Here is a 23,880-nt window from a genome sequence, read left to right on the forward strand (position 1 = left end):
TAGCCAACCGGCTCGAGTCTATGAGGAAAACTACACGCTGATTTTTTCCTGTAAATTAATGAGTTGTCCTAGCACCTTGGTATAGACCAACGCTGGGACAGCCATGCCAGGACGATATGTTTTCAGGGATTGGTAATTATCGTTCGCGAAGTCGTTCCAGTTTGAAGCATTCAGATGAACCCGTCCCAGCGAAATACACGGTTCGTGAATTTGCGTGGTATGCCACCATTTTGTGGGGAACAAAATAGTCTCTCCTTCTTCAACGGTCACTCGTATGGGTTTAGCTTGCCGAAAAAGAGGAAATTTATCGTGGTCTGGATTGAAAACGTTGACCTGAGAAATTTTAGGATTGTCTTCTCTTGGGTACATAAAAGCGGTTTGCTCGGGAGGGAAAAGGATGAATTCCTTTGAGCCGTGCAACTGAGTAATTTGCGTATGCAGAAATAATGCATCTACATGCAAAAAAGGAAAATGGCCGCCATTTCCGCCAAAAAAGAGTTCATAAACCTCCGTACCCCGCAGCATAAATTTGGGTAGTAAAGGATTTTTTATCCGGTCCGATTTAGCGTAAATTACTTCGGGCTTTAAATCGTCGAGCAGTTCGGGAGCGCGTTGCTCAATATTGAAATTAAAGGGATAAGGCGCTGGCTTCTCCGGGGTCGATTGCAGCATCAAATCAATATACTCGGGTAAAGTATAGGTCTTGCCCTTAATTTCTTTGGTTATATGTCCGTAATTATCCTTAAAAAATTGCGGGTTAAATTTATTCCTTGCTTTCCAGTCTTTAGTGGCATTTGTTAAGACAACCGGAATCGCAGGCTCAATGTATTCTTTTATAAGCTCTGCTCTTGAAATATTACTGCGCTTATCAACTTCCGTAATAAGACTTTTTGTAGACTGATTGACTTTTAGTTGAACATTCATACTGTTTCCAGAAAGAAATTAGTGTTGCATTATAAATATACTTTCAGTACTATGAGACCAAATTACAGAATTTACACGTACTATTTCACATAAAAAATGACTAGATTATTACGTGAAATAAATTGTCGCCAGTGAGTGTGAAAAAGATGAGACAGCTGCTCTATTTTTAACAGTGCTTGTTTATTTATGAAAGTAGTGTATTGGTTAATTTTGTCTGTCTGTAACTAATTAGCTTCTTAAAGAATAAACTAACTAGTTAGCGATTGACGGTACGTTTTTATTTCATCAAAAGAGATTTTATACGATAGCGTTAAGGCTGCGTACGTCAATCCACCAATAATTATTTCTACGATTGTATTGGTAAGATCTTGGGTATTTACAAAGAGCTTAAAAATATAAATGACCAATACCATAATCAGACAGAAGATGGTCGGTTTTGCAATACTTCGGAGGAAGCTCCCAAAAAAATCGCCGATCAGGTGTTGAACTAGTAAGAAGTTAGCGATCAGATTAAACAAGGTGGCTAATAAAAAGGCAACAGCAATACCCATAACGCCCCAATAAGTACCCAGCCAGTATACCAAAGGTATTTTTACGACCAGGGTTGCGAGATTAAGATAGAAGAGTAAGTTTGGTTTTCCTTTCGTGAAAGCTAGTGTAAACAAAGGATGGCTCAGGCACGAGAGAATAGCAACAAAGACGAAAACCTGAATCAAATCAACTGTTTTATCCCAACCAGGACCATAAATCAGCGGTACCACGCTATCTGCTGTAATGAATAGTCCAGCAAGTAACGGCATGTTGCAATAGCTAATAAAATCAAGAATTTTCAAGTACGATTTTTTTAAACCAGACGTGTCATCCTTCATTTTAGCCAATATCGGGTAAGCAACTTGTAGGATTATCGGATTCAATTTACCAGTAGGATATACCGCTAGTTGGTAAGCAATTGTGTAGTATCCCAACATTTTGACACCCAACATGCCGCCAATAAAAATATTGTCAGAATTGGCCTGAGTGAAACCGAGTAATCCATCCGCCAGATTATAAATCCCGAATTTTAAGTGTTCCTGTATGTTATTGAAGTCTAATGATAACGTTGGAATAAAATACTTAATACCAAACGCTATTTGCAGTACAACCTTGACAAGCTGCATAGCAAGAGAGCCAAGAATGAGCGATAATTCCTCATAGTCACTGTAGGCTAGTATTACCGTTACTGCTGATCCAATAACAGTGCCGACGATATCGATTATAGCGACCGATTTGAATTTTAATTCTTTCTCTAAGATGAATAGATAAAGTTGTCCGAAATAAACAATTATAAAGTAGCATGAAGAAAATTGAAGAACCCGTTCTAGTTTTGGTTCATGATAAAAGGAAACAATAAAAGGAGAGGTAAATTGAATAACGATAAATATAGAAATACCAACGAATAAGTTCAAGAAATACAAAGTTGATAATACTTTCTGATCGCTTTCCTGCTTGTAGATAATTGAATTGGAAAAACCAAGATTAGAAAATATCTGAAAGAAACTAATGATCAACGTACTGATGCTGACAATCCCAAAAGCAGAAGGATCTAATAAACGGGCTAGTAATGCTACCTGTAAAAATTGAAAGACGGTCGATATGGTCGTGGCGATTGTAATCCACTTTCCACCGTTCATTGCCTTGCTCGTGTTACTCATGCGGTATTCTACTGACTAGTCTGGGTAGGGTACGGTATAATTGATCCTACCGGTTTCTGATAATTTTTTTTACTGTTCGTGCTTTGCCCTGTCGTATGTCAAGCAGATATACACCGTAGGGCAATGAAGCCAGATCTACTTTCTCGGTGAATGTACGGCCTGACTTGGGAAAATTTACTCGCGTACGTTGTCGGCCGGCGCTGTCGAAGACCGTTATATCTACGTCAGCTGTTGAGCCATTCTCAATAACTAAGTTGACAAAGGAAGTAGTGGGGTTTGGATAAACCTGTACATTTCCTAAATCTCCTGATTCCTTCGCATCCGAAGAGGTCACAACAAATACGGGCGTTTCGCTCACCTGCACCGTAACAGTACCTGTCGTACTAAGTAATGAGGTTTGACTCATCACATCACTTCCTATTTTAGGCGTGTAGAGTTGTGCTGTATCACCCTTGTTCACCGATAACTGGTAGATGCCGGTTCGACCTCGTTCGTCGGGAATGACCAGCATGTACGCTGAACGGCCATCCAGTTCATAGCGATCGACCAGAGGGTCAGTACTGATTGTTTCTTTATAGCGGTAATCGCCTAAAAGTCGGTGAGTCTGGTAGAGGTAGTCAGCGGCAGGCTTGCGCGTTTTATCGCTGTTTACCAGACCCATCGAGCTAAACTGAGTTGGGTTCTGAATATTGTCGTCGTAAAGCTGGTAGAAGAATAACCGGTCAATACCTACCCGTGTGTAAAGTAGCGCTGTGCGCAAAGTCCAGTCAGCATGCGTTTCCAGAACGCTTTTGTTGCCAATCGCAATTGCCTTGAATGGGCTGCCCTGATTGACATCATAACCGGCTTCGGTGATCCAGACGGGCATATCATGGGCTAGCTGATGCGATAAAGCGACAAAGGCTGCCGCCTGCTCACCAACGCCGGATAATTCGGGAGCCGCACCCCGGCTTCCACCACCGTTTTGCGATGATTTGGCATCGTTAGCATACAAGTGCTGATTGATGACATCCCAGCAAAGATTGATTCGACCGTCGGGTAGGTAGCCTCTGAACTCGCGACACCAGTCAACCATACCCCGGACATAGTCAGTGCTTGAGGCCGCCAGACCGCCAATGACCACAGTCATGGATGGATCGGCATTTTTTACGCCTACGCCCGAACCGAGTGTGTTTTTATGACCATCGTAAAAAGCGGATAAGTTAGCAGCGTATTCACGAGCCGATTGGTACGCTTTTCTACCCTTCCAGGTTTTGTCCCGTTCGTTTTCGCACTCGACGTAACGAATCAAGCCTAACCCTATTTTTACCTCATTGATGCCCGCCCAGGTTTTTACATTGCTTACCTTTACCAGCGAGGGGTCTACCTTTTTATTACTACCGTACCGAGCGGCAAATTGAAAACCTAACCGGGCCTGATCGATGTATGAATTGGGTGATAGCAAATCACTGCCATACGGGGCTGGTACGTTTTCGTAGTCGCGTTCTCCTTCGGGATACGTTGTTTCCAACCACTTTGGAATTGTCTTTAAGCAGGCTAACACCTCAATGCCTTCCGCCTGGCAGCGTTCGTAGATCGCGTCATAATTCCAGCTACCGCTACCGGATGGATTAAATGTGTAATTGCCTTTCTGCGATTCCAGCTTTTCCCAGTCGAGGTAATGGCGAACCGACGAAAAAGCGTTCATTGCCTCAACACGGCTATCTTCAACTTTCCAGGGAGAACTACCTTCTTCAAAATTCCACTCGAATACATTGACACCCAAGGATTGCCGAAAGGGTGTGGCGCGGACCGTAGGAGCGGTGATCTGACGTTGACTTGGTTGATAGACGCCATAGAGCTCCATTTCTGTTGGGTAAGAGCCTGACGTATTGATAACCAAATAGCGTGCGCCGGTAATTGGTGTTTTTAGGTTAAATTCGTCCAGTTGATCGGGGTTTGGACCTACCCAGGACTGGTACCGATCGCCAACAAAACGAGCGATAGGAATTCGCTCCCACTTATCCGTTATTATCGATAAGGTCATGGGCGCATCCGTGTTGGTACCCGCGCCGTCGTAGAAGCGAATGCTTTCGATGCTCATTGTTTCACCGTCAAGCAGCGGGTAATAAGCATCGTAATTAGACAATATTTTACTCCAGCCCGTGTTGACACTTTCGTCCGTAATTCCATCAAAAAGTCCTTCCAGACCGCTGCTTACGTTATTTACCTGATACCAGCGCTTAGGGTCCATCGGTATTTTGCTGGCCGAGTTCATGGTCATTGACGTTGCTGAGTGAGGAATTTTAGGTTCTCCCGACCGGGCAAAAATCAATAACGCAATACACGCAGCTGGTACTGTCAAAATACTTTTTCTCATTGGTACAGATAGGTTGATGCGGTAGGTCAGCCAATCAGTCATCTTAGTGTATAGCAAAGTGTGGTCTGATCAATAGAATCTATCGGAAAAGTCTGCTGATTATAGCAGTCGCGCGTGCGAAGCTCTTCAGATAGGTATAGAATATACTTAGGCGTCGAACTGACGAAGCAGCTGGAGTTCGGTTTATGAAAAAAGCTAACTATGTTGTGCCATCACAAGTGTTTATTCATGTATTACTTTTCACGGACTCGTATGACATCCATTTTTAGCGACGATTGGCGCATCAGTAGTGATGAAAAGGTGAAGTGACGTTTTTGTGGGCGATCCAACAGTCCGTTTCAGCTTGTTCTAGAATTAAGACTTTTGTTTTTGGCATGGGTCACCCTTTTAATGAAGAATTCATATAGAGTTAATTCATTGATTTAAAATGATTTGCGTTTAGATCTAATAGGGTAATTAAGTTATTAGTTGTGGAGTCTTTAGCTATGTATGAAAGCGACGACCGTTTGGTGTAACACTTTACAAACTGTTGATTGGTCTGGATGGGCAGTTTGTTCATTTTGCGACGAGGTTGCTGTATTCCGGCTGTTTCTGCCCGCTGATCTGCAAGTCAACCCTTACCTGCTCACTCTCTTACAACCCGACGAGTGGGAGCGTGCAGAACGGTTCCGTCGAATAAGCGATCGAAATCGATTCGTGTACGGGCGTGCGCTAACGAAGATTGTTATCGGAAAATTGGTGGACCGGAAACCGGCTACTATTCGGCTCGTAACCGGCATAAACAAAAAACCACTGATAGCGAGCTTCAGTGCGGTTCACTTTAATGTATCGCACGCTGGTGACTGGATTATGCTGGCTGTGAGCAAAGCCGAAGTTGGCGTTGATCTAGAAAAAGAAGAAGACAACTTTACGTTTCAAGATATCCTGTCAACCAGTTTTAGCGCAGAAGAACAAGCCTTTATCGGAGGTAGTAACAATCCGAAAAAGGAATTTTATCGTTTATGGACACGAAAAGAAGCGCTCGTGAAAGCTACCGCGAAGGGCATCGACGATGATTTCTATCGAATCCCTTCGTTGGATGGCGAGCACCAATCGAGCGTTGATCTACCTGGAAAGGACGGCTTCTGGACGGTCACCAGTTTTCGGGTCGACGATGATCATCAGGCTGCGGTTGCCTATCAACCAAGTGCCGGAAGTCCCAAATTTTATACGGTTGATAGTAACCTGTTTCTTCAGAATTAGTCCAATAAGTGGAGTCGCTAAAATTTGAGACCAGCGGTCACCAAGCAACAAGGTACAAGGGCTTTTCGCAAGGGTAGAGACAGCCAGATTGACCCAAACTAGTTTACTTTAACGATTAATGGGCATGGTAATTGCCAGAATTTCAGGCGGATTAGGAAATCAGTTATTTCAGTATGCGTTGGGCAGACGTCTCGCTCTTCAGAATAAAACATCGCTTTATTTTGACTTGAGCTATTACAAATACGAATACGAGACCGATACGCCCAGAAAGTTTAAGCTTTATCCCTTTGGCATTGACTATCGCCTGCTTGATACCTCACCGTATCTGTACATATCGAAGGCAACAAAGCTATTCCCAGACCGTACATTAAAGCCTTTCGTTGAATTTCATCTGGAAGAACAATTTCACGTTGATCCTGAACTAGTAAAGGCTAAATCAAAAGTTATTATACTGGATGGTTGCTGGCAGTCAGAGACTTACTTTGCTACCGCTGCTGATACAATCCGAAAGGAGCTGACATTCAAACGGCAAACCGGCTCTACATTCGGTAGGTATAAGGCAGCGATTGAACGGGAGGCTATTCCCATATCCCTTCATATTCGGCGTGGGGATTACATAACGCATCCTGAGTTTAGCCAGTCGTTCGGTTTTCTTGGCCTCGACTATTACCAAAGAGCTATTCCGCTTCTAATAGATCGGTTTCCCCAATGCAAGTTTTTTATTTTTAGTGACGATCCGGATTGGGTCCGGCAAAATCTTGCGATCAATGCCCCACACGAATTTGTTACAAATACGGGGCCGGAAGCTGACCTGGATGATTTGCAATTGATGGGGTTATGTCACCATCACATCATTGCCAACAGTTCGTTCAGCTGGTGGGGCGCCTGGTTAAATCCCAGAAAAGATAAAGTAGTTATTGCCCCGAAGCAGTGGTTTAAAAACAAGCCGACCTGGGATATAAAAGACCTTATACCGGCAAACTGGAGCCGTATTTAAGCGGAGACACAACTGCCTTTTTTAAGTAAAACTAGCGGGTAGCTGTCACAGAATCGGGTATGAAAGCAGCCGGGATCTGGTGGATCACCGCTTCAAATTCTTCTGCTCGCTTTTTCCACGAATTGTTTCTAGCCATTGCAATACGATGTTCAACTTTGTTGGCGCTAGTATCGGCTAGGGCTTTACGAAGCGCCTGCGAAAATTCGGTCTTGGTTGCTGCCAGTTCGACTACGCCGTCAAAGTCGTTGAGCAGCGAAAAAGGTGTTGATACCACAGGAAGGCCAGCCGCCAGGTACTCGTTAATTTTTAGCGGATAGATGGTATAAGTATGGTCGTTACAGACGAATGGAATCATTGCCGCGCTCATCCCTGCCAGCAAAGGGGGTAGGTCAGCAGGTTGCCGGGGCGGGGTAAAAACAACGTTTGGGTAATTGGATAAACGCTGGGTAATGGCTGGTTCATGCACTTCGCCGACAAATTGAAATGTTACGTCAGGCATCGTTTGAACGCAGAATTCCACCAGGTCAAGATCAATACGGTCGTCGGCTGTACCAAGATAGCCAACTACTTGTTTGGTTGTTGGCTGCGAATCAACCAGTTGTCGGGCTTGGTTGAACAGGTCAAAGTTGACACCATTTTTAACGCAGAATGTGTTAGGCTGCACTGAGGACTTCGACTGACGCAGTGTCTCAGAAGTCGTAACAACCGCATCGACTTGCCGGAGATACGCTGGTTCATAGCGGCTACCGTGCCGGTTCATCCACTTTATAATGGTTATCTCGTCAAAGCAGTAATAGACGGTGGCACATTCGTTCAATCGCTTAAGCATGGGTAACCCAAAGACCGGGTTTAGTCCATTGATGACCAAAGGCCGAGTCATGTTTAACTGACGCATTACGCGCTGAAGCCCCGCAACCAGCCGGTTAATATTCCATTCCACAAGCAGGTCGTGCGGTTTCGCTGACAGCCAGTTGATAGGTAACATCAGGGGCGGTGTCCAAACGTAAACTTCGCTGCCGTTCTCGCTTACCTTTTTCGTCAGTGGATTTGATAGCCGCATCAGCTCCCGAACAGGAACGTCTCGCTGTCCGGTTACGCCCATCACCCAATCTTTTACGGTATATTGATAATCGACGTATAGTATCCGGTGTCGGACTGCCATTTCTGTCATCAACTGCACAACCGCCTTTTGAAAGTCTCCTTCCCAGGGCGTCTGACCGACACAGATGATGCTATCAAAATTATTCATGCTTTGGTGATGAAGAACGGCCCGCTGTTTAGTCTTCCGAAGTCTTTGTGTCGTGTGGTGCTTGAGGAGTGAGGTAAGAAAACGCTCTGTCTAACTCTTTTCTCACCCGATTACCCAGCGCCTTCCAGATCGTACCATCTTTCATGAGCGTTCTGGGACCTGTCCAGACACGCGCCGAACTTGTTTTCATTTGAACAACCTTACCGTAAGGCATCATATCAAAGCAAAGCCGTCCGTCTTCACCCCAGGTTCGATTGTGCATCATGTAACCCGCTCTCAAACCGGCTTCCCGAAGGTAACCCATGCTGATGCCGTAAGCATTGAGGTAAGGTCTTTTAAAATGGCGAAACTCGGCAACGATGTCTTTTAACGTTTCGTGCAGGGTAAGTTGCCATCTGGGGAGTTCGGGATTGGCAATGAACGAGTAACGCCCGTAGACGCAGACAACGCCGGGCTGCTGAAGTTTTTTCATCATCTCATCAAGCCAATTGACGGGATACAAACAATCCGCGTCGGCAAGCAGCATGTATTTGCCAACGGCCATTTCCTGAGCCAGCTGCCGGGCCGGACCACATCCTTGAATTGGCTGAAAGAACTTCCTGACGTGCAGTTTATCGATTGTATCCTGAGTACGGTCCTTTGAATTGTTATTCACGACAACAATCTCAAACGGAATCGTTGTTTTCAGGCACGATAGCGAACTGATGCTACGAAGGATATTAACTTCCTCATTGTAAGCAATCACCATGATAGAAACCAGTGGTTTCGTACTGATTTGCTTATCTAACCGAGCGTTGATTTCATCAAAAATAGATTGAGGAACTTGATCGATGCTGGCGTAAGGATACTCGTGGCGCTGTAGCCATTTCGGGTTTGAAAACAAGTTCATTGCTAAATGAGAAGGTGTAAATAGTGAAACGATCGTTGATAGAGGGTATAGCGTTCTTGCTATGTAGACTTGCTTCTGATAGATAAAGCAAGTCCGGAAGAGAATTGCACGAATACTATTGTGAACGGTATCAGACCATGACTTTTTCGAGCGATTTCTCTGTCACGTTATCCCAGCGATGACAGGTTGTAAACAGGATACAAGCTATGTACAACATGGTAGAGGTAGGGAATTGGCTCAGTGTTGGGTTCGAATAACACATTAGCGTTATCCCAATAAAATTGGCCAAAAGAATAGTCATCAGCTTGAACAACCAAGGGTCTTTGATCTGCCAGACTTTGTAAGTGCCGTAGCCAATCATAGTAGCCAGCATAAGCAAATAAAGCGTTAGGCCCACAATACCGGTTTCAATCCAGATTTCAACGTACCAGCTATCGGGAGGAATTTGAGCCGCGAAGTGATTGGGTGAAAAGCGGGCTCCCGTATCGGCCGACGTACCAATTCCTGCGCCAAAGGGCAGGTGCTTGAGGTAGGCCCTGAGTTTCTGCTGATTTTCCAGACGTACCAGGAACGAAGCATCTTCGCTCGGATGTAAGGCCGTACGAATACGGTAAATGTGGTAGTTCGAATCGCCGATGTGCGTAAATAAAAGAATCGCCAGGAGGGGAGTAGCAACGAGAGCTCCCCGAACAATCATGCCCATATTACGGCGGAGTACTAAATAGGAAGGGAAACCAGCAACAAGCACGAAAAAGGCACTTCGCGTACCGGAAATGGCAAAAGCCCAGAAAAAAACCAAGGCAAGACCCAGATAAATGAGCTTATGCACCAGCCTTTTTTCATCCGCAAATTTTATAGCCGAAAAAAGCGTTGCACTCGCCATCTCAGCGCCAAACTGTGAGGCATCGGAATAAAACGAGAACGTTCGTAGTTGCCCCCAAAGAAGGTGGGTTTTCGCATTTCCTTCCGCCAGCCACCGTTGTTCGGCTTCTGCCAGGCCAATATATTGTTGTTTAAATCCCCAGAGTGCAGCCAGAAAAGACCAGATAAGCCACGTCTTGATTATCAAACGGATGTCTTCTTTTTTAATCGGCATGACCAGCATGATGGTGGCCATGTAGAACCAGTTCAGCGAGAATGCGCGTGCGTGATAAAACCAGGCCGGCCGGTAAGGCGCTTCAGGATTTAAAAGTTCTAGAATTGTGTACAGCAGCCAGAATACCAGGGCAAAGTAAACCGGGTACCGAAGCTGCTTCCAGTCCATACGTTTAGCATTCAGTAGCACGCTTAGTAGCGTTAACATCAGCGTGCTATCCATCGCTAAACCGAGGGGAGAATCGCTTTGAATGAAGCGGGTAAAACCCAACATAAAGCTTAGATTCAGATACACAAATAAGCCAACCTTCGGCTCTAGTAGTATACTGATAAGCAATAACAAACCTACGGGCAAACCCACCGTCATCAGCGCGCCCAATGGCCCGAAATTTCCAATGAGCCAACCCGCGGTCATTGCGATCAGAATCCCTAAAAGCGTAAAAAGCCAGCGGGTGTCGCGTAGTTGGTGGGTAAGAAGGAATGTTCGTTCAAACATGGTGTTGTCTCACTGTTAGGCTATTTCTGGAGCTGGCCAACGAAAGGCAGCGTTAAATCAATAATCAGACGTTTTACACATTCTCTTTCTGCCAAAGGCTGAAAAACGTTTTACAGAGAATGTACATATCCGTTTTAAAGGAAAATGTATTTGCGTATTCAATGTCCAGCTGGGTACGTTCCCAATCGGACATGGGCCCCTGACCTTTTGCCCGCTTTTTAACTTGCCACAGTCCGGTCAGTCCAGCGGGGCCGGCAAACCGTTGAGCAAATTCGTCGGAGGTCAGCTTTTCGGCTTCGTAGAGAGGCAGAGGCCGATTACCAACCAGCGACATATCGCCTAGCAGAATATTGAAAAGCTGTGGCAGTTCATCAATGCTACTGTTGCGAAGCAGGGAACCAAGTCGGGTAATTCGCGGATCATTTCGGAATTTCATGAACTTGGCGGCTTCTTCGTTTTCCCGCAGAAACACTTTCTCACAAACTATTTGATCCTGATCGAAAAGTGGCTGCTGGCAAGCTATACCCCCTTGTCGGCAAGCGTCGCAGCGGTATTCACTTCTAAGGTCAGCACCATCATCGGAGTGGTTCTGAGTAGCCGATTTTGCGTAAATATTCTGAGAGGCCAGATCCCGAATCTGTTGGTCAGCCTGCGTGCTCATTGTGCGAAACTTGAGCATGTTGAACACGTAAAAATTGGTCCCTGCCCGCTTCGATTTATAGACGATTGGTCCTTTAGAATCAAGTTTAATCAAGATTGCCACCAGTACAAGTAAGGGCGACAGGAGAAGCAGAATAGAGAAAGACACGGTAATGTCGATTGCCCGTTTCCACCAAGGCAGAACAAAGCGACTACTGGTTACCAAACGGCCATTGCTGGGAGCCGATAGTATTTGCTTGTTTAGTTCTAAGTAATAGCGTATCTGCGACTGCAATGCATAAGCGTCTTTATCAATCGACAGTATATCGGTAACACCAGCGTTGATGGCTGTTTTGAGCAGGGCAGGTTTGATGGAGTAGCTGGTCATCAAAACCGGAACGGACCGATAAGAAGTTCTACTTCTTACCATCGTTGCTACTGCCTGCCCATTATCTGTATCCGATATAATCAGATCGATTGACGGCTCATTCCGTAACCATTCCTGGGCATCCTGAGCGCTTTTGAACCGTACGACTGAACAGATTTCCTCGAGTAGTGATACAATTTGGCTAGCAAGCTGGTCATCTTCCTCAATTAGAAGGAGGTAAGGCAAGGGAGCTATATCCACAAAGTTCAGTTTGAGCAGGCTATCTATCATCGCGCTTTCGGGCTTTGGCATGTATTTTGTTGCCAACCTAAATGCTAACTCCAAGGTGAATGATGAGTTAGCTTCTGTTTACTTTCACCAGTAGTTGTTGACCATTGTTTGGCTTTTAGCGGAAATAGGTATTCTCAGACAACACATGCTCTTTGCTACTTATTACTCTTGACGATTCGTGAATTCATACGTAACCATTTGACTTTCATTGCTACGTGTGATAACGTTATCGCAGCAAGATCAAGAGATCAGTCTACAAGCGTTACTCAGCTGCAAGATGTATGCTTCTACGTCTTGGTGACTTTGTAAAGCTGGCACACGTTTTGCTGAGTAACTAGGTAAGCTACACCATAGAGGTTAAGCACTATGCGTTGCGAGGGAGCCCCTAAAAAGTAAAGAAAGAATTCGTGATTTAGGAAGCCAGAAGGGTTTGTCTTCGGACTGAAGACGCGCGGAGGCTGGCTCACGAATCTCATCCCGCGACGAACGGCGTAAAATAGCGTGGATTTTGGCTTTTACTTCCAAGGGATTAAAAGGCTTGGAAATATAACTGTCAACGCCCTGCTCTAAACATTCTATACGAGTGTTGCTGTCAGGAGCATTTGAAAGAACGATTATTGGCGTCTGGAAGATCAGCTTACTCATACGAATAAGTTTGGTCAACTCAAGACCACTAAAAATCGGTAAGTTAAGCTCAGTAAGTACACAGTCAAACCGCTGACCTTGGATTAATAGCCGAGCTGCATCCTGACCTGTGTTCGCTACAGTAATAGAAAAGTCTGTCTTCAAAGTCTGGACAAGAATATCAGCTACGTATGGATTTTCATCCACGATTAGCAAATGATATTTTGGATTCATTGTATTGGCCGTTAAGTTCCAAATGGGGTTAGATCTAAGTTTTAGACTACTTACATCACCTCAGGTTACCTACACATGAAAAAAAACCATAGTTAGCTTCGTTTGCTATTTACTGGTTTGCAGTCGCTGAATAACTCTTCTCTTCGTAATTTTATAGTTAACTGCTTGGTTTTTAGAATACTTTCTGGTTTTCCTCTTTAGTTTATACGCCTACCAATTATACAGAATCGAAGTTGTTTGCGAGTCACTTATAACCAGTAAAATTTTAACACAAAGCCATCTATCGACTCTCATCTATTTTTTATACAATTTTAATTTCGCTTACTACGCTATAAATAAAGCAGAGTTGTAACAAATAAAATACTGTTACAGATGCAGTGAATACATCAACGCTTCACCTTCTTCGGTCTGTGTGAATCGTGTCTAAGGCCGGTCTGGCAAAGTTCAGCTACACATCGTTCAACGATAGGGAGTGGTTCCCATAAAAAAAGGGACCTTTAAGGTCCCTCTCCAATTTAAAAGCCTTCTTTTTCGGCTTCTTTGTCTTTTTTCTTTTCTTCTTTCTTTTCCTCCTTCACTACCTTCTGGCCCGGCTGTGGTTTAGGCTTGGGAGCAGGTTTCGCTTTGGTCTTGTACTGATCCAGATATCGCTCGACGAAAGCCGTTTTCTCATCGGCGGTGGCAGGAACGATTTCAACCGTTGCTTTGGCGCTGTTTTTGGTACCTGCCATGAGCCGATCATTGATTTCTTGATCTGACGTAATGATGGCAAGCTGGCCGATTGCGGTAGGGGTGCTTCCTGGTTTGTAATCGTAAAAAACCCAAACGTCAGGCGAGGATTCCAGATAAATACTAGCCTCATCACCGTTGGCCGTTTTTCGGATTTCTACGAAACCGTCCATCTGGGCGTTGATATCTGTTGCCGACATGTTCGAGACGCCTAACTGACCCGTGCTATAGAATGCGCTGAACTTATCAGACCACCGCAGGTTTGCATTGGCAAGTACAAGCATCCCGGCTAGTTTGGGCGATGCCTGATTAAGTGGCACATGCTGGTTCTGGGCTTTCGTTCGGTACGCATCGACCGCCTGCTGGCCAATCAGCGGAAGTAACTTATCCGAAAGCCGGTTCAGATCGTCGTCAGCCGCTTCGTCGTTCTTTTCTTCCTGATTACTTTTAACCAACTTGTCGGCAATACTGCTGTTCAGCGGATCGGGTACTGGAAACGAAAAGGCTAACAGGGTGTTTAGCCGATATTGACTGCTATCGATGTTGATTCGTGCCGATCCTGATGCCAGCAGGTATTCGTTCGGACCGGCATTCAGCAGATTCATTTTGCCTTTAAACGTCATCACGCCACGGCTATCATTGAATGTAAAGGCGTTTTCAACATCATCTGAACTCGCTGCGCTGCTATCCGAGCGACTTGCGCTGTCGGCAGAAGCAATTGCTAAAGCTGGTTGTCCAGCTGGTGAGTCATTGCCTTTGGACGAAATTCGGTAAACCTTGTCTTTTTCGTCATAACTCATAATCCCTGTTGCCGAAAAAAGGTCCTCATCTTTCGGATCTTCTTTTGGTGACAGGAAGGTTGGGTAAAGACCGGCGTTACCAACTCGGAAGTGAATACCTGCTACCAGTTGTTGATTGCCTTCGTTTTTCAGGTTTTTATCGACTTTGATTTCAAGGCGCTCTCCAATTTTCTCCTTGAATGGAATCCAGCCACTGATCAGATCCTGACGCTTCTTGAGAGCGGGTTTTATAAAACCGTCCAAGGATAAGTCGCGTTCGGGAGCTTGCATGGCAATTGTCCCTTTGTAAAGCATTTTGGGCGCTAATTGCAGATTGTCGTCTTCGTCGACTTCGGCGCGGGCTACCGTAAAGTAGGTGGTTGCGGCCTTTTGCGAGGAGTTGCGTTTGCTTCGAGTGGGTTTCTTGGTATCGGCGGTCAGCGTTGGCGCTTCTTTCAACTCGAAGCTACCCATCTTGATGCTGGCGGTGTCGCCTTTTGCCGTTGCAAACTGGTACGTCGCATCACCAGCAAAACGGGTGCGGGACAACACCTGAATATTGCCGTTCTTGAGTCGGTGAAACAAACTAACCGTATCCAGTTCTAAGCGGGCATTCTTTAGCGCCAGCATTTCACCGTTACGCCGGATGGCCACGGAGCCTTTATCGGGATAGATTCGAGCGTCTGCCGATGTAATGTACGGTACACCGTTGATGTTGAGCATCATTTTCTCAACGTCATATACAGCCGCCGATCCGTTGAATGTTAAGCCTTCCTGCTCTTCTCCGGTAGCCGTGAAGGTAGACGTTTTTACGTCGCCTTTCATAGCAATTGTCTTCGCGTTTATATTCCACTGGGCGCGGTTGATATTGGTTTTGTAAGCGGCAAACGGAAACTCAACGCTCGACCCTGCCAGGGTATCATCAAGGGTCGTGCTCTTGTTAATGGCCAAACTTACAATTCCTTTCGTCTGGTTGAAATCAACGTTGATGTCGTTACCCAGGAGAATAGGCCGGTTGGCATCTTTATCCGACAGGATTTTGAACTGAGCCTTGTCGGCCACAAAACCTTCTTTGTTGAATTTGATACTCTTTGAAATGGCTTCGGAGTCTTTCCGGCGGAGCGTTCCGTTACCGAATAAGCCCGATGACCGTACCGCCAGACCACCTTCCAGGTTCGTCGTTGCTCCGTAGAAGTTAAAGTTATTCTTCTGCGTGGTGATCACCATACTATCGGCTTTGGGCCACCACTTCATGCTGAAATTATTCAATTGCACTTGCGGGAAATACCCCTTGCCGACAAGGCCTTCCTTAATCTCGCCTTTGTCGCCGGACGCGATCAGTGAATCGGTCATGAACAGCATTCCTTTCGTGTTCAGGCTGGCAGTAAGGTGGTTCAGGATACCTTCTGCCCGTAGCCCCGTTTTGTCCATGACCAGCTCGCCCGTAAACTTCACGTTCGATGGAGCCGTTCCTTTTTTGGTACTGTAAACAGGATAGCCAGTAGCCGGAGCTTTATGCACAAAGCCCAACGTATTGTCAGGCATGGTTTTCAACTCGGCTTTGAAGGGCGGAAAAATACCGTCAGAATGGAACGTACCTATAAACGAAATGTCTCCTTTGCCTAAGCTGTCGTTGTCAATGGCCGGTATTTTGAAATAAACTTTCTGGTTGTAGGTAATATCTCCGCGAACGGGCTGGTTAAAATAAACGGTCATCCCCTCCGGCATCACCAGCCGTTGGGTGGTCTTTTTCCCTGCAATACGGCCCGATTTGTTGTCGGCACTCCCGAAATATACCATCCCCGGATTCTCGTACTTGATGTCGCCCCCTACTTCGCCTTCCTTTCCCTGAGCCGCCAGCTTCTGCGACGAGAAGGTGATCGAATCGATTTTGTTGAGGTTCATAGCGAACTTGTCGTAATCGAACTTTAGATCCCGGCCCGCGTAGCGAAGGGTTCCCGCCTTGAATTGTCCATTCAGCGTAAAAGCCCGGCCTTTGCCAATCCGCAATGTTTTATCAGAAGGAATACCGAATATTTTAAGCGAGTCGGATAAGGTAAACCGCTCAACGCCCCGAATGGTCAAAAGCTTGTCGTCCAGGTTGATGGTTGCGTTTTTGGTACTGTCGTTTGACGCAAAAATTGATTGAACCTGGAAGTTGTCGTAATCGCGCTTGCCGGTATAAGCCAGCACGTACAGGTACCCTTTACGGCTCAGGCGCATCAGGCTTGTTCTCGGATCGCGATCAAGGTAACCTTCGAGCACCATACGGTTCAGCGATCCGCGTAGCGCAACCGGACTAACCTTGGCAAATCGAACAATGTCATCGTCGAGAAACGTTTGCTGCTTCTTGGTCGAAATATAATTGGCTACGATCTGCAACGGATGAAAGCCGTAATCGACTGTCAGGTCCGAATAACGCTGTGGCTGAAAATAATCGAACGACTCAAAGCGAACGGGTACTTCCCGTTTAGCACCGACCTGATAAAAATCAACTTTTCGGCGGGGTAAGTCCCAGCGTACCACTTCCGGCAAAATGTAAAACTTGTGGTACGAATCGGCGTAGGGAACGCGGGCGTAGTCGGTGCGCTGTTCACGATCAAGCCAGGCAATACGCTGATTTTTATCGTACCGGAATTTTACGGATGGATGCGTAATTGAATCGGTATCGACATAGCCAACGAAGGATGCCGAATTAGCCGAAATCAACGGTTTTGCACTGCCCGTTGTGCCACCGAATCCAGCTGTAGTGGTATCACTCGTGCTAAAGTCGAACCGTCGGCTAGTTGCCGTAAACGCTGGCTTGCCATTGTACTTGACGGTCAGCTGAGCGGGTTGGCTACTCGCCGATGCACCGACTAACTGCGTACCCGACAGCGCCAGCCCTCCGCGGTAATCTATATCGGTGCCTAAGTCCGGTAGTTTGGCGTCGTTTTGCCACGACATAAAACGCGGATAGGTAACCGGACCACCTTTCTTTTTGCTGACGTATTCAAAAACGCCTTTAACGGGCTTCGCCGAACCAGTCGGGTAGGTAAGAGTCACATCATCGGCGGCTAGCTTCGGACTCGTCGCCGACATGGAATAGTCGCTGAGTGTCACAAATATGTCCGGTCGTCCGGCGGTCTCCCACGTAAACTTACCGCCCTGACCGACCCAAACGCCGTCTTTGAGCATAAAATCGCCACTGGTGTTGGCCAACGTAGCCGAATCACCATTGGCAACAATCGCCAGCGACGCATCTTTCAGCGAAATAACCGCACCCGAAACGGGTGGGATAGGCCGACGCTGAGGAATAAACTGAACACCTATCGTTTTGGGCTGCGTAGAGTCCGACGAAGCGGGCGTGTCCCAGCCGTCGAAGCGCGAACGCTCCGCAGCGGCTTTGGCGGCTGCCAGCGAGTCGGCAGGCGTCGCTACACCCGTTGTGCTAACCGGTTGAGCTGCGTCTACGTAACGAATCTGGTAAGAACCGCCCTGTGCGTAAAGCTTGTTATAGTTACTGGCATAGAGTTCATGCCGGTCAATGAATCGTCGAACGGTTTCCATACTTCGGGCGAAGACCTTCGGATCGTTCGCTTCGAACAGCTTTTCGGCTACCGTCAAGATACCGTCAACGTTGGCTGACGAACCGCCCGACTGCTGGCTGTTGCTGGCCTGGTATAAGGCTTCGTAGAGTGGAGCAAAATGGGCGGCTGCCTGAAGCCGTTTCTGGTTCATTTTGCGACTCAATGCCATAACGCGCTCCTGCTGCTGAGCCGATAAGCGGTTTTCGGACCATAACGATTGTAGATTTGTCCCGGCCCGAACAGCTCCCGCTCCGCCCGTTGCCATCAGTTTCTGCACTTCTGCCATAAATTGATCTGGCTTATCCGAAAACCGGACAGCCTGACCAAAAGAAGGAGATACCGACAGGAAAAGCACAAGCAGAAGTATAGTCTGTAACGGGGCAACCCATGCGCAGGGTGATTTCCTGTCATAGTTTCTGCTAGGATACAGCTTGTATCGGGCGGTAAAGTAGATGCCGTTCATTCGTGATTTGTTGCGAAAAATGTCTGCGTAGCGTCTGGTGGCTACGCCCTGTTCTATGCTACTTTTTAAATCGGATCGAGGTCCATTCCCGAACCGACTTTGTTTTTTCGGCCCAAAGGCCAGCGTCAATTGCTTTTTGCTGAATATCGGGCGCGTCGTGTTCATAAAAACCGCTGACCAACAGATAGCCGCCTTCGTTCAGTAAGTGCGTGTAGAGTGGGATTTCTGCTAGTAATACGTTTCGGTTGATATTGGCCAGTATCACATCATACCGTCCCTGCTCATCCTTAATGTCGTCAATCGTTCCCTGAAATACCGAAATCTGGGGGCAGTCGTTGATGGCTGCGTTCTCAACCGCATTTTCGACCGCCCATTCTTCAATATCAAATGCCTGAACGGATCTAGCGCCCATCTTGGCGGCCAGAATGGCCAGGATGCCGGTGCCGCTGCCAACGTCAAGTACGGTCTTACCCGCAAAATCAAGGTCAAGCTGTTGCTCCAGCATCATCGCCGTCGTTTCGTGATGACCCGTGCCAAACGACATTTTAGGATTAATCACAATGTCGTAACGAAACCGGGCGTCCGGTTCATGGAAGGACGCCCGGACCCGGACACTGTCAGCCACTTCAATCGGCTCATACTCTCGTTCCCACTCGGCGTTCCAGTTTCGTTTTTCTAACGAATTGACTTCGTAGGCTATTGCGGTTTGATTCGTGTATTTAGCAACAAGTTCTTCCAGGGCTTTTTCGTCAAAATCCGTCTCAATAATATACGCATTTAGTCCTTCATCGGTCTCGACGAATGATTCAAAGCCAAGTTCGGCCAATTCAGCCGTGAGAATATCCGTGTAATCGGGGGTAACGTGCAGTTGAAGTTCAATGTAATTCATACCTCTAAGGTAATGAAAAAGGCAAGTCGTGTAAGCTGCTTCGCGCAGATGAATCCTAATTGGTGACGTTCTCAGCTAGCCGTATCAAAAGCATCCTGATTTTTGATTAGCTTCAGGAACACAAATATTCATCATCCATGACTCCGGAAACTGCCTTTTCGTACGCCAACCTGCTTGTGTTACCGCAGTGGCTTTTCATGATTGTGGCTCCGCGCTGGCGGGTTACCCAAATGCTGGTGCAGCTGTTACCGATCCCCATGATACTGGGTGGACTATACATGTATTACCTGCTGGTCGCTCCGGCAGCGTCGGGCGGGCCGGGTATCGATTTTGGGGCGTTTGGTTCGCTGGCCGGGATACAGGCGCTTTTTAAGGGGCCAAAAGAGATCGTGCTGGGTGGGTGGATTCATTACCTGGCCTTTGATCTGGTAGCGGGTAGCTACGTGCTCCGCGACGGACAAAGCCGGGAAATTGCGCATGGTTGGTTGATTCCCTGTTTGTTGTTGTGTTTTATGCTGGGGCCAAGCGGACTACTGCTCTACGGGCTGCTCCGGCTGTTTTTGTCAAACAAACCGGAAACAAAATTTTAATAATATTCTAAACATTTTTAATTGATTTTAGTTGCGCAAAACTCTATCTTCACCGTAGGATTACTATTCGAGCGAAAACACTCGCCTTTACCGTAACTCGTATCAATGAAGATAGGCCACATTCTTTTGTTTGTGAGTTTGCTAGCTGGTCTGGGCCGTCCAGTTGCTTTTGCTCAAACACTTACTCCTGAGCAGGCCCGCACCGATATCAATTACCTAAAGCGCAAGCTTGATCTACTGCATCCAGGCATGGGTTATTACACGCCTAAGCCGCGCATGGAGCAGCTATACGACTCGCTTTACAACCGGCTGACAGCACCCGTCGATTATTGGGCATTCTATCACCACGTAAGCCCTTTGGTTACGGCGCTTAAAGACGGACACACAAATCTGAATCACCGTAAAAATTACATCGGCAAAACAACGCGGTTTATTCCGTTCTATATCCGGCCCGTTGGCGAACAGTACTTCATCAGTCATAATGTGTCAGCCGATACCACGCTTGTGCGCGGTACAGAACTGGTGACGATTAATGGACGTACCATCGCCGATTTGCACCGGGAGTTGATGGAGGCCGATCACTCGGGATCCGATGGCGACAACCTGACCGGTCGGCGTCAGTGGAGTTTGGTCCAGTTTGCCGATTATTATGCAGCGTGGTACGGTTCTGCCGATTCGATCAAAATAACATACCGGCTTCCCAATGATACGCTGGTTCGGTACGCGCGTCTTGGCTGTTTAACCTTGAACCGGTTCCGGGCTACTGTTCAGCGTCGGTACCCGCAGGAAATCGACCGGCGGCCCAATTTGTCGGTACGAATTGTCGATACACTCACGCATACGGCTGTACTTCGGGTGTCAACGTTCATGGGCATCAAAAAGAACGGTCCTTTTCAGTGGGCATTTAACCGGCGACTCAAGCGGGCGTTTCGGGAAATTCGAGAAAAAAACGTCCAAAATTTAGTGGTTGATATGCAGGGCAACGGTGGGGGCATTGTGCTCAATTCCGCGCGGTTGCTCCGGTACTGGATGCCGAAGCCGTTCACGATTATGCAGCACGAAGAAATGAAGCGGGCGGCTCGTAACGAACTCGTTACCCGATGGAATCCTTTTTCGGCGCTCAATTTTAGCTTACAGTACAAGGCCGCCGGCGTCGATGGTTTCGCCAGTCGCTCGTCGCGTCGGCGTTACCGGCCCCGGACCAAAACAGCGTTTAAAGGTAATCTGTACTTTATGATGAACGGGGCATCGTTTTCTGCTGCTACGACCGTACTCGCTAAAACGTTAGACGCTGGTATGGGAACGTTCGTTGGGGAAGCGTGTGGAAGTGCTTACTGGGGCGATTTTGCCGGTCACTTCAAAACAATCACTCTACCCAACTCGCACTTACAGGTTCGGATTCCGCTGAAGAAGCTGACGCATGCCGTGGTAGCTGACCGGGCGAATGGCTTTACCGTCGAACCAGATTTCAAGGTTGCGCGTTCTTATGATGACCTGCTCTCCAACCGCGATTATGTACTGGATTACACGCTCCGGCTAATTCGGGAGGGAGTTGTGGCTCGGCAACCGATCCAGCCAATTAAAGCCCGACCGTTGCAGGCATCACGCTAAAGCTGTACTTTTATACGGTATTCGACTTTCGTTAAATCGAATGCCGCAAACCATTTCTGTGTGTATTGTATCGTTGACGTTGAAACCACTGGTGGGGTCAAAGGCCCTTCCCGGCTTACCGAAATCGCTATTTACCGCCACGACGGACAGCAAGTTGTCGATTCGTTTCACTCGCTGCTGAATCCCGAATGTCCAATTCCTCCTTTTATCCGCCACCTGACGGGTATCTCGGAAGAAATGGTTCAGGATGCTCCCCTGTTTGCCGATGTAGCCAACCGGGTCATTGATATTACGCAGGATGCTATTTTCGTCGCCCATAATGTCGGCTTCGACTTTAACTTCATCAAAAAAGAGTTGGAGTGGCTTGGCCATGATTACCTTCGACGGACGCTCTGTACCGTTCGGACGAGCCGAAAAGTCTTTCCTGGTTTTCCGTCATACAGCCTAGGCAAGCTTTGTAACTCGCTCAATATTCCGCTTAACAACCGTCACCGTGCTCAGGGCGATGCTGCGGCTACGGTTCAGCTTTTCGAATTGTTACTTCAGCACGATGCGCACGGACTTATCCCACGCATTGGAACGGCGAAAGTCAGCATAGACGACTGATCGCTTTATCCATTTCGCTGAATCTCTTATTGATTTCCAGGTTGGTTAGCCTGGAAATTTTTTTTGCTGACTTCTGTAACCTTTCCCATCGTGTGCGGTTTCCAGTCCCAAATGCTGTAAATCCATTCCTACCCGATTGAATGCACTAACGGATAACTCACTCATGCTCCAGGTAAAAGCGGGCGATCTGGATAAGATGGGCTTGCTTTTCGAGCGCTACCATCGACCGTTGTTCGGGTTTCTGTTTCGCATGACGGGACAAACCGAAGCCAGCGAGGATATGGTACAAACGGTGTTTTATCGAATGCTGAAATATCGTCATACGTTCACGGGAGAGGGCGAGTTCCGAACCTGGATGTATCACTTGGCCCGGAATGTACTGGCGGATCAAATTAAGCTAAACAAACGCGCGGCTAATCAGGCCGACATCAACGAGTTGGCCGACCGGATTGGGGGAGGAACCGGGGCTGACGATCATTTGCAGCAGGAACAGAACCAGGATATGCTGAGTAAAGCGATGGAAAAGCTAAGCGGAGAACAGCGCGAAATCTTGATTTTGAGCCGGTTTCAGGAGTTGAAGTACAGCGAGATTGCGCAGGTGCTCAATAGTACAGAAGGAGCGATAAAGGTACGGGTACACCGGGCGATCAACGAGTTAAGGCGAATTTATTTGTTACTAGAAACGGGTCGAAAAACACATGAACTGTGAACAGGCTAACGAGCAATTTACGGAATGGCTCAGCAACCAATTGCCGGATGCGGAGCGGCTCGAAATGGAAGCGCATCTGGCTACATGCCCTGACTGCCAGCGGGCAGCTCATGCAACGCAGCAACTCTGGAGCCAGATGGATTCGTTGGCAGTACCCGAGCCTAGCGAACGGATGCGCGTACGATTCGATGCCATGCTCGATACGTATAAGGATTCCGTCAGCAGTGAACAGGCTACTGGCTTAACCAGCTTTGTGGCGAAACTGCGTACGTTCTGGACGCCACAGATGGCGCTACGTTTAGCCTACAGCCTTGCCCTGATCGGATTTGGAATATTAGTCGGGTACTGGTCGCAGAACCGACCGGTGTTGGCCTATCAACAGCAAGTGGATTCCTTGTCTTCGCAAGTTCAGGAGATGCGCCAGATGATGTTGCTATCGCTTATTGACAATCCATCGGCTTCCGAACGGCTCCGGGCGGTTAGCTACACTGATGATCTTAATCAGGCCAACGAGCGGGTCGTGGAAGCCTTGTTAACCACACTGAACAAGGATCCAAACGTCAATGTCCGACTGGTGACGCTGGAAGCGTTGGCGAAACTAGCTGACGATCCTACCGTAAGGCAGGGCTTGGTGCAATCACTGACGCGGCAGGAGTCTCCATTGGTGCAGGCTGCGCTGGCCGATGTGATGGTGAAGTTACAGGAGAAACGGTCAATCAAGCCGCTTCAGCAACTACTACGGCAGGAACGTCTCAATGATCTGGTTAAAAGTAAAATCCAAGAGAGTCTAAAAGCTTTGTCCTAGAATCAGTCCGGTACACCCTAAATCAATCACAAT

The 23,880-nt window shown here is 47.2% G+C and carries 17 protein-coding genes; 7 read left to right on the forward strand and 10 right to left on the reverse strand.

Annotated features, from left to right (window positions below):
* Window positions 1-30: 30 nt before the first annotated feature.
* From LQ777_RS00285 to LQ777_RS00295, 3 genes are all read right to left on the reverse strand, one after another.
* Window positions 31-924: a cupin-like domain-containing protein gene (locus LQ777_RS00285; RefSeq protein ID WP_232560526.1), complete on the reverse strand. Its 894-nt coding sequence runs from the start codon at window positions 922-924 to the stop codon at window positions 31-33.
* Window positions 925-1,172: 248 nt separating this feature from the next.
* Entirely contained in the window at window positions 1,173-2,615 is a 1,443-nt protein-coding gene (locus LQ777_RS00290; protein ID WP_255720818.1) for an MOP flippase family protein, read from the reverse strand.
* A 46-nt stretch (window positions 2,616-2,661) separates the two neighbouring features.
* A complete protein-coding gene (locus LQ777_RS00295; RefSeq protein ID WP_232560528.1) occupies window positions 2,662-4,974 on the reverse strand; it encodes a T9SS type A sorting domain-containing protein in 2,313 nt (770 codons plus the stop codon).
* 489 nt (window positions 4,975-5,463) lie between these two features.
* On the opposite strand from LQ777_RS00295, the gene LQ777_RS00300 reads away from it, so the two are divergent.
* Together LQ777_RS00300 and LQ777_RS00305 are read left to right on the forward strand one after the other, a co-directional pair.
* Window positions 5,464-6,216, forward strand: a complete 753-nt coding sequence (locus LQ777_RS00300; protein WP_232560529.1) for a 4'-phosphopantetheinyl transferase family protein — start codon at window positions 5,464-5,466, stop codon at window positions 6,214-6,216.
* A gap of 124 nt (window positions 6,217-6,340) precedes the next feature.
* Window positions 6,341-7,213, forward strand: coding sequence for an alpha-1,2-fucosyltransferase (locus LQ777_RS00305; protein ID WP_232560530.1), 873 nt, complete (start codon window positions 6,341-6,343; stop codon window positions 7,211-7,213).
* Window positions 7,214-7,244: 31 nt separating this feature from the next.
* Here LQ777_RS00305 and LQ777_RS00310 read toward each other — a convergent pair whose 3' ends face one another.
* The 7 genes from LQ777_RS00310 to prmA form a co-directional block, all read right to left on the reverse strand.
* Entirely contained in the window at window positions 7,245-8,462 is a 1,218-nt protein-coding gene (locus LQ777_RS00310; RefSeq protein WP_232560531.1) for a glycosyltransferase, read from the reverse strand.
* A gap of 28 nt (window positions 8,463-8,490) precedes the next feature.
* Window positions 8,491-9,351, reverse strand: coding sequence for a glycosyltransferase family 2 protein (locus tag LQ777_RS00315; RefSeq protein WP_232560532.1), 861 nt, complete (start codon window positions 9,349-9,351; stop codon window positions 8,491-8,493).
* Between the two features lie 130 nt (window positions 9,352-9,481).
* Window positions 9,482-10,942, reverse strand: coding sequence for an O-antigen ligase family protein (locus LQ777_RS00320; RefSeq protein ID WP_232560533.1), 1,461 nt, complete (start codon window positions 10,940-10,942; stop codon window positions 9,482-9,484).
* Window positions 10,943-11,015: 73 nt separating this feature from the next.
* Window positions 11,016-12,260: a sugar transferase gene (locus LQ777_RS00325; RefSeq protein WP_280059684.1), complete on the reverse strand. Its 1,245-nt coding sequence runs from the start codon at window positions 12,258-12,260 to the stop codon at window positions 11,016-11,018.
* Between the two features lie 336 nt (window positions 12,261-12,596).
* Window positions 12,597-13,097: a response regulator transcription factor gene (locus tag LQ777_RS00330; protein ID WP_232560534.1), complete on the reverse strand. Its 501-nt coding sequence runs from the start codon at window positions 13,095-13,097 to the stop codon at window positions 12,597-12,599.
* A 515-nt stretch (window positions 13,098-13,612) separates the two neighbouring features.
* Window positions 13,613-18,637 (reverse strand): hypothetical protein, encoded by a 5,025-nt coding sequence (locus tag LQ777_RS00335; RefSeq protein WP_232560535.1) that lies wholly within the window; start codon window positions 18,635-18,637, stop codon window positions 13,613-13,615.
* Window positions 18,638-18,695: 58 nt separating this feature from the next.
* On the reverse strand, window positions 18,696-19,526 hold the full coding sequence (gene prmA, locus LQ777_RS00340; RefSeq protein ID WP_232560536.1) for a 50S ribosomal protein L11 methyltransferase: 831 nt from the start codon (window positions 19,524-19,526) through the stop codon (window positions 18,696-18,698).
* A 137-nt stretch (window positions 19,527-19,663) separates the two neighbouring features.
* Between prmA and LQ777_RS00345 the strand changes: the two genes are divergently transcribed.
* The 5 genes from LQ777_RS00345 to LQ777_RS00365 all read left to right on the forward strand — a co-directional run bounded on the left by LQ777_RS00345 (window position 19,664) and on the right by LQ777_RS00365 (window position 23,847).
* Window positions 19,664-20,116, forward strand: coding sequence for an ABA4-like family protein (locus LQ777_RS00345; protein WP_232560537.1), 453 nt, complete (start codon window positions 19,664-19,666; stop codon window positions 20,114-20,116).
* Window positions 20,117-20,221: 105 nt separating this feature from the next.
* Entirely contained in the window at window positions 20,222-21,727 is a 1,506-nt protein-coding gene (locus LQ777_RS00350) for a S41 family peptidase (RefSeq protein WP_232560538.1), read from the forward strand.
* A 60-nt stretch (window positions 21,728-21,787) separates the two neighbouring features.
* Entirely contained in the window at window positions 21,788-22,333 is a 546-nt protein-coding gene (locus LQ777_RS00355) for a 3'-5' exonuclease (RefSeq protein ID WP_232560539.1), read from the forward strand.
* A gap of 163 nt (window positions 22,334-22,496) precedes the next feature.
* Window positions 22,497-23,042 carry an RNA polymerase sigma factor gene (locus LQ777_RS00360; protein ID WP_232562775.1) on the forward strand — a complete coding sequence of 182 codons (546 nt, stop codon included), beginning with the start codon at window positions 22,497-22,499 and terminating at the stop codon, window positions 23,040-23,042.
* Window positions 23,032-23,847, forward strand: coding sequence for a HEAT repeat domain-containing protein (locus LQ777_RS00365; RefSeq protein ID WP_232560540.1), 816 nt, complete (start codon window positions 23,032-23,034; stop codon window positions 23,845-23,847). The genes LQ777_RS00360 and LQ777_RS00365 overlap by 11 nt, the downstream gene beginning before the upstream one ends.
* Window positions 23,848-23,880: the final 33 nt, after the last annotated feature.

Origin of the sequence: Spirosoma oryzicola (assembly GCF_021233055.1) — a bacterium.
Lineage (GTDB): Bacteria > Bacteroidota > Bacteroidia > Cytophagales > Spirosomataceae > Spirosoma > Spirosoma oryzicola.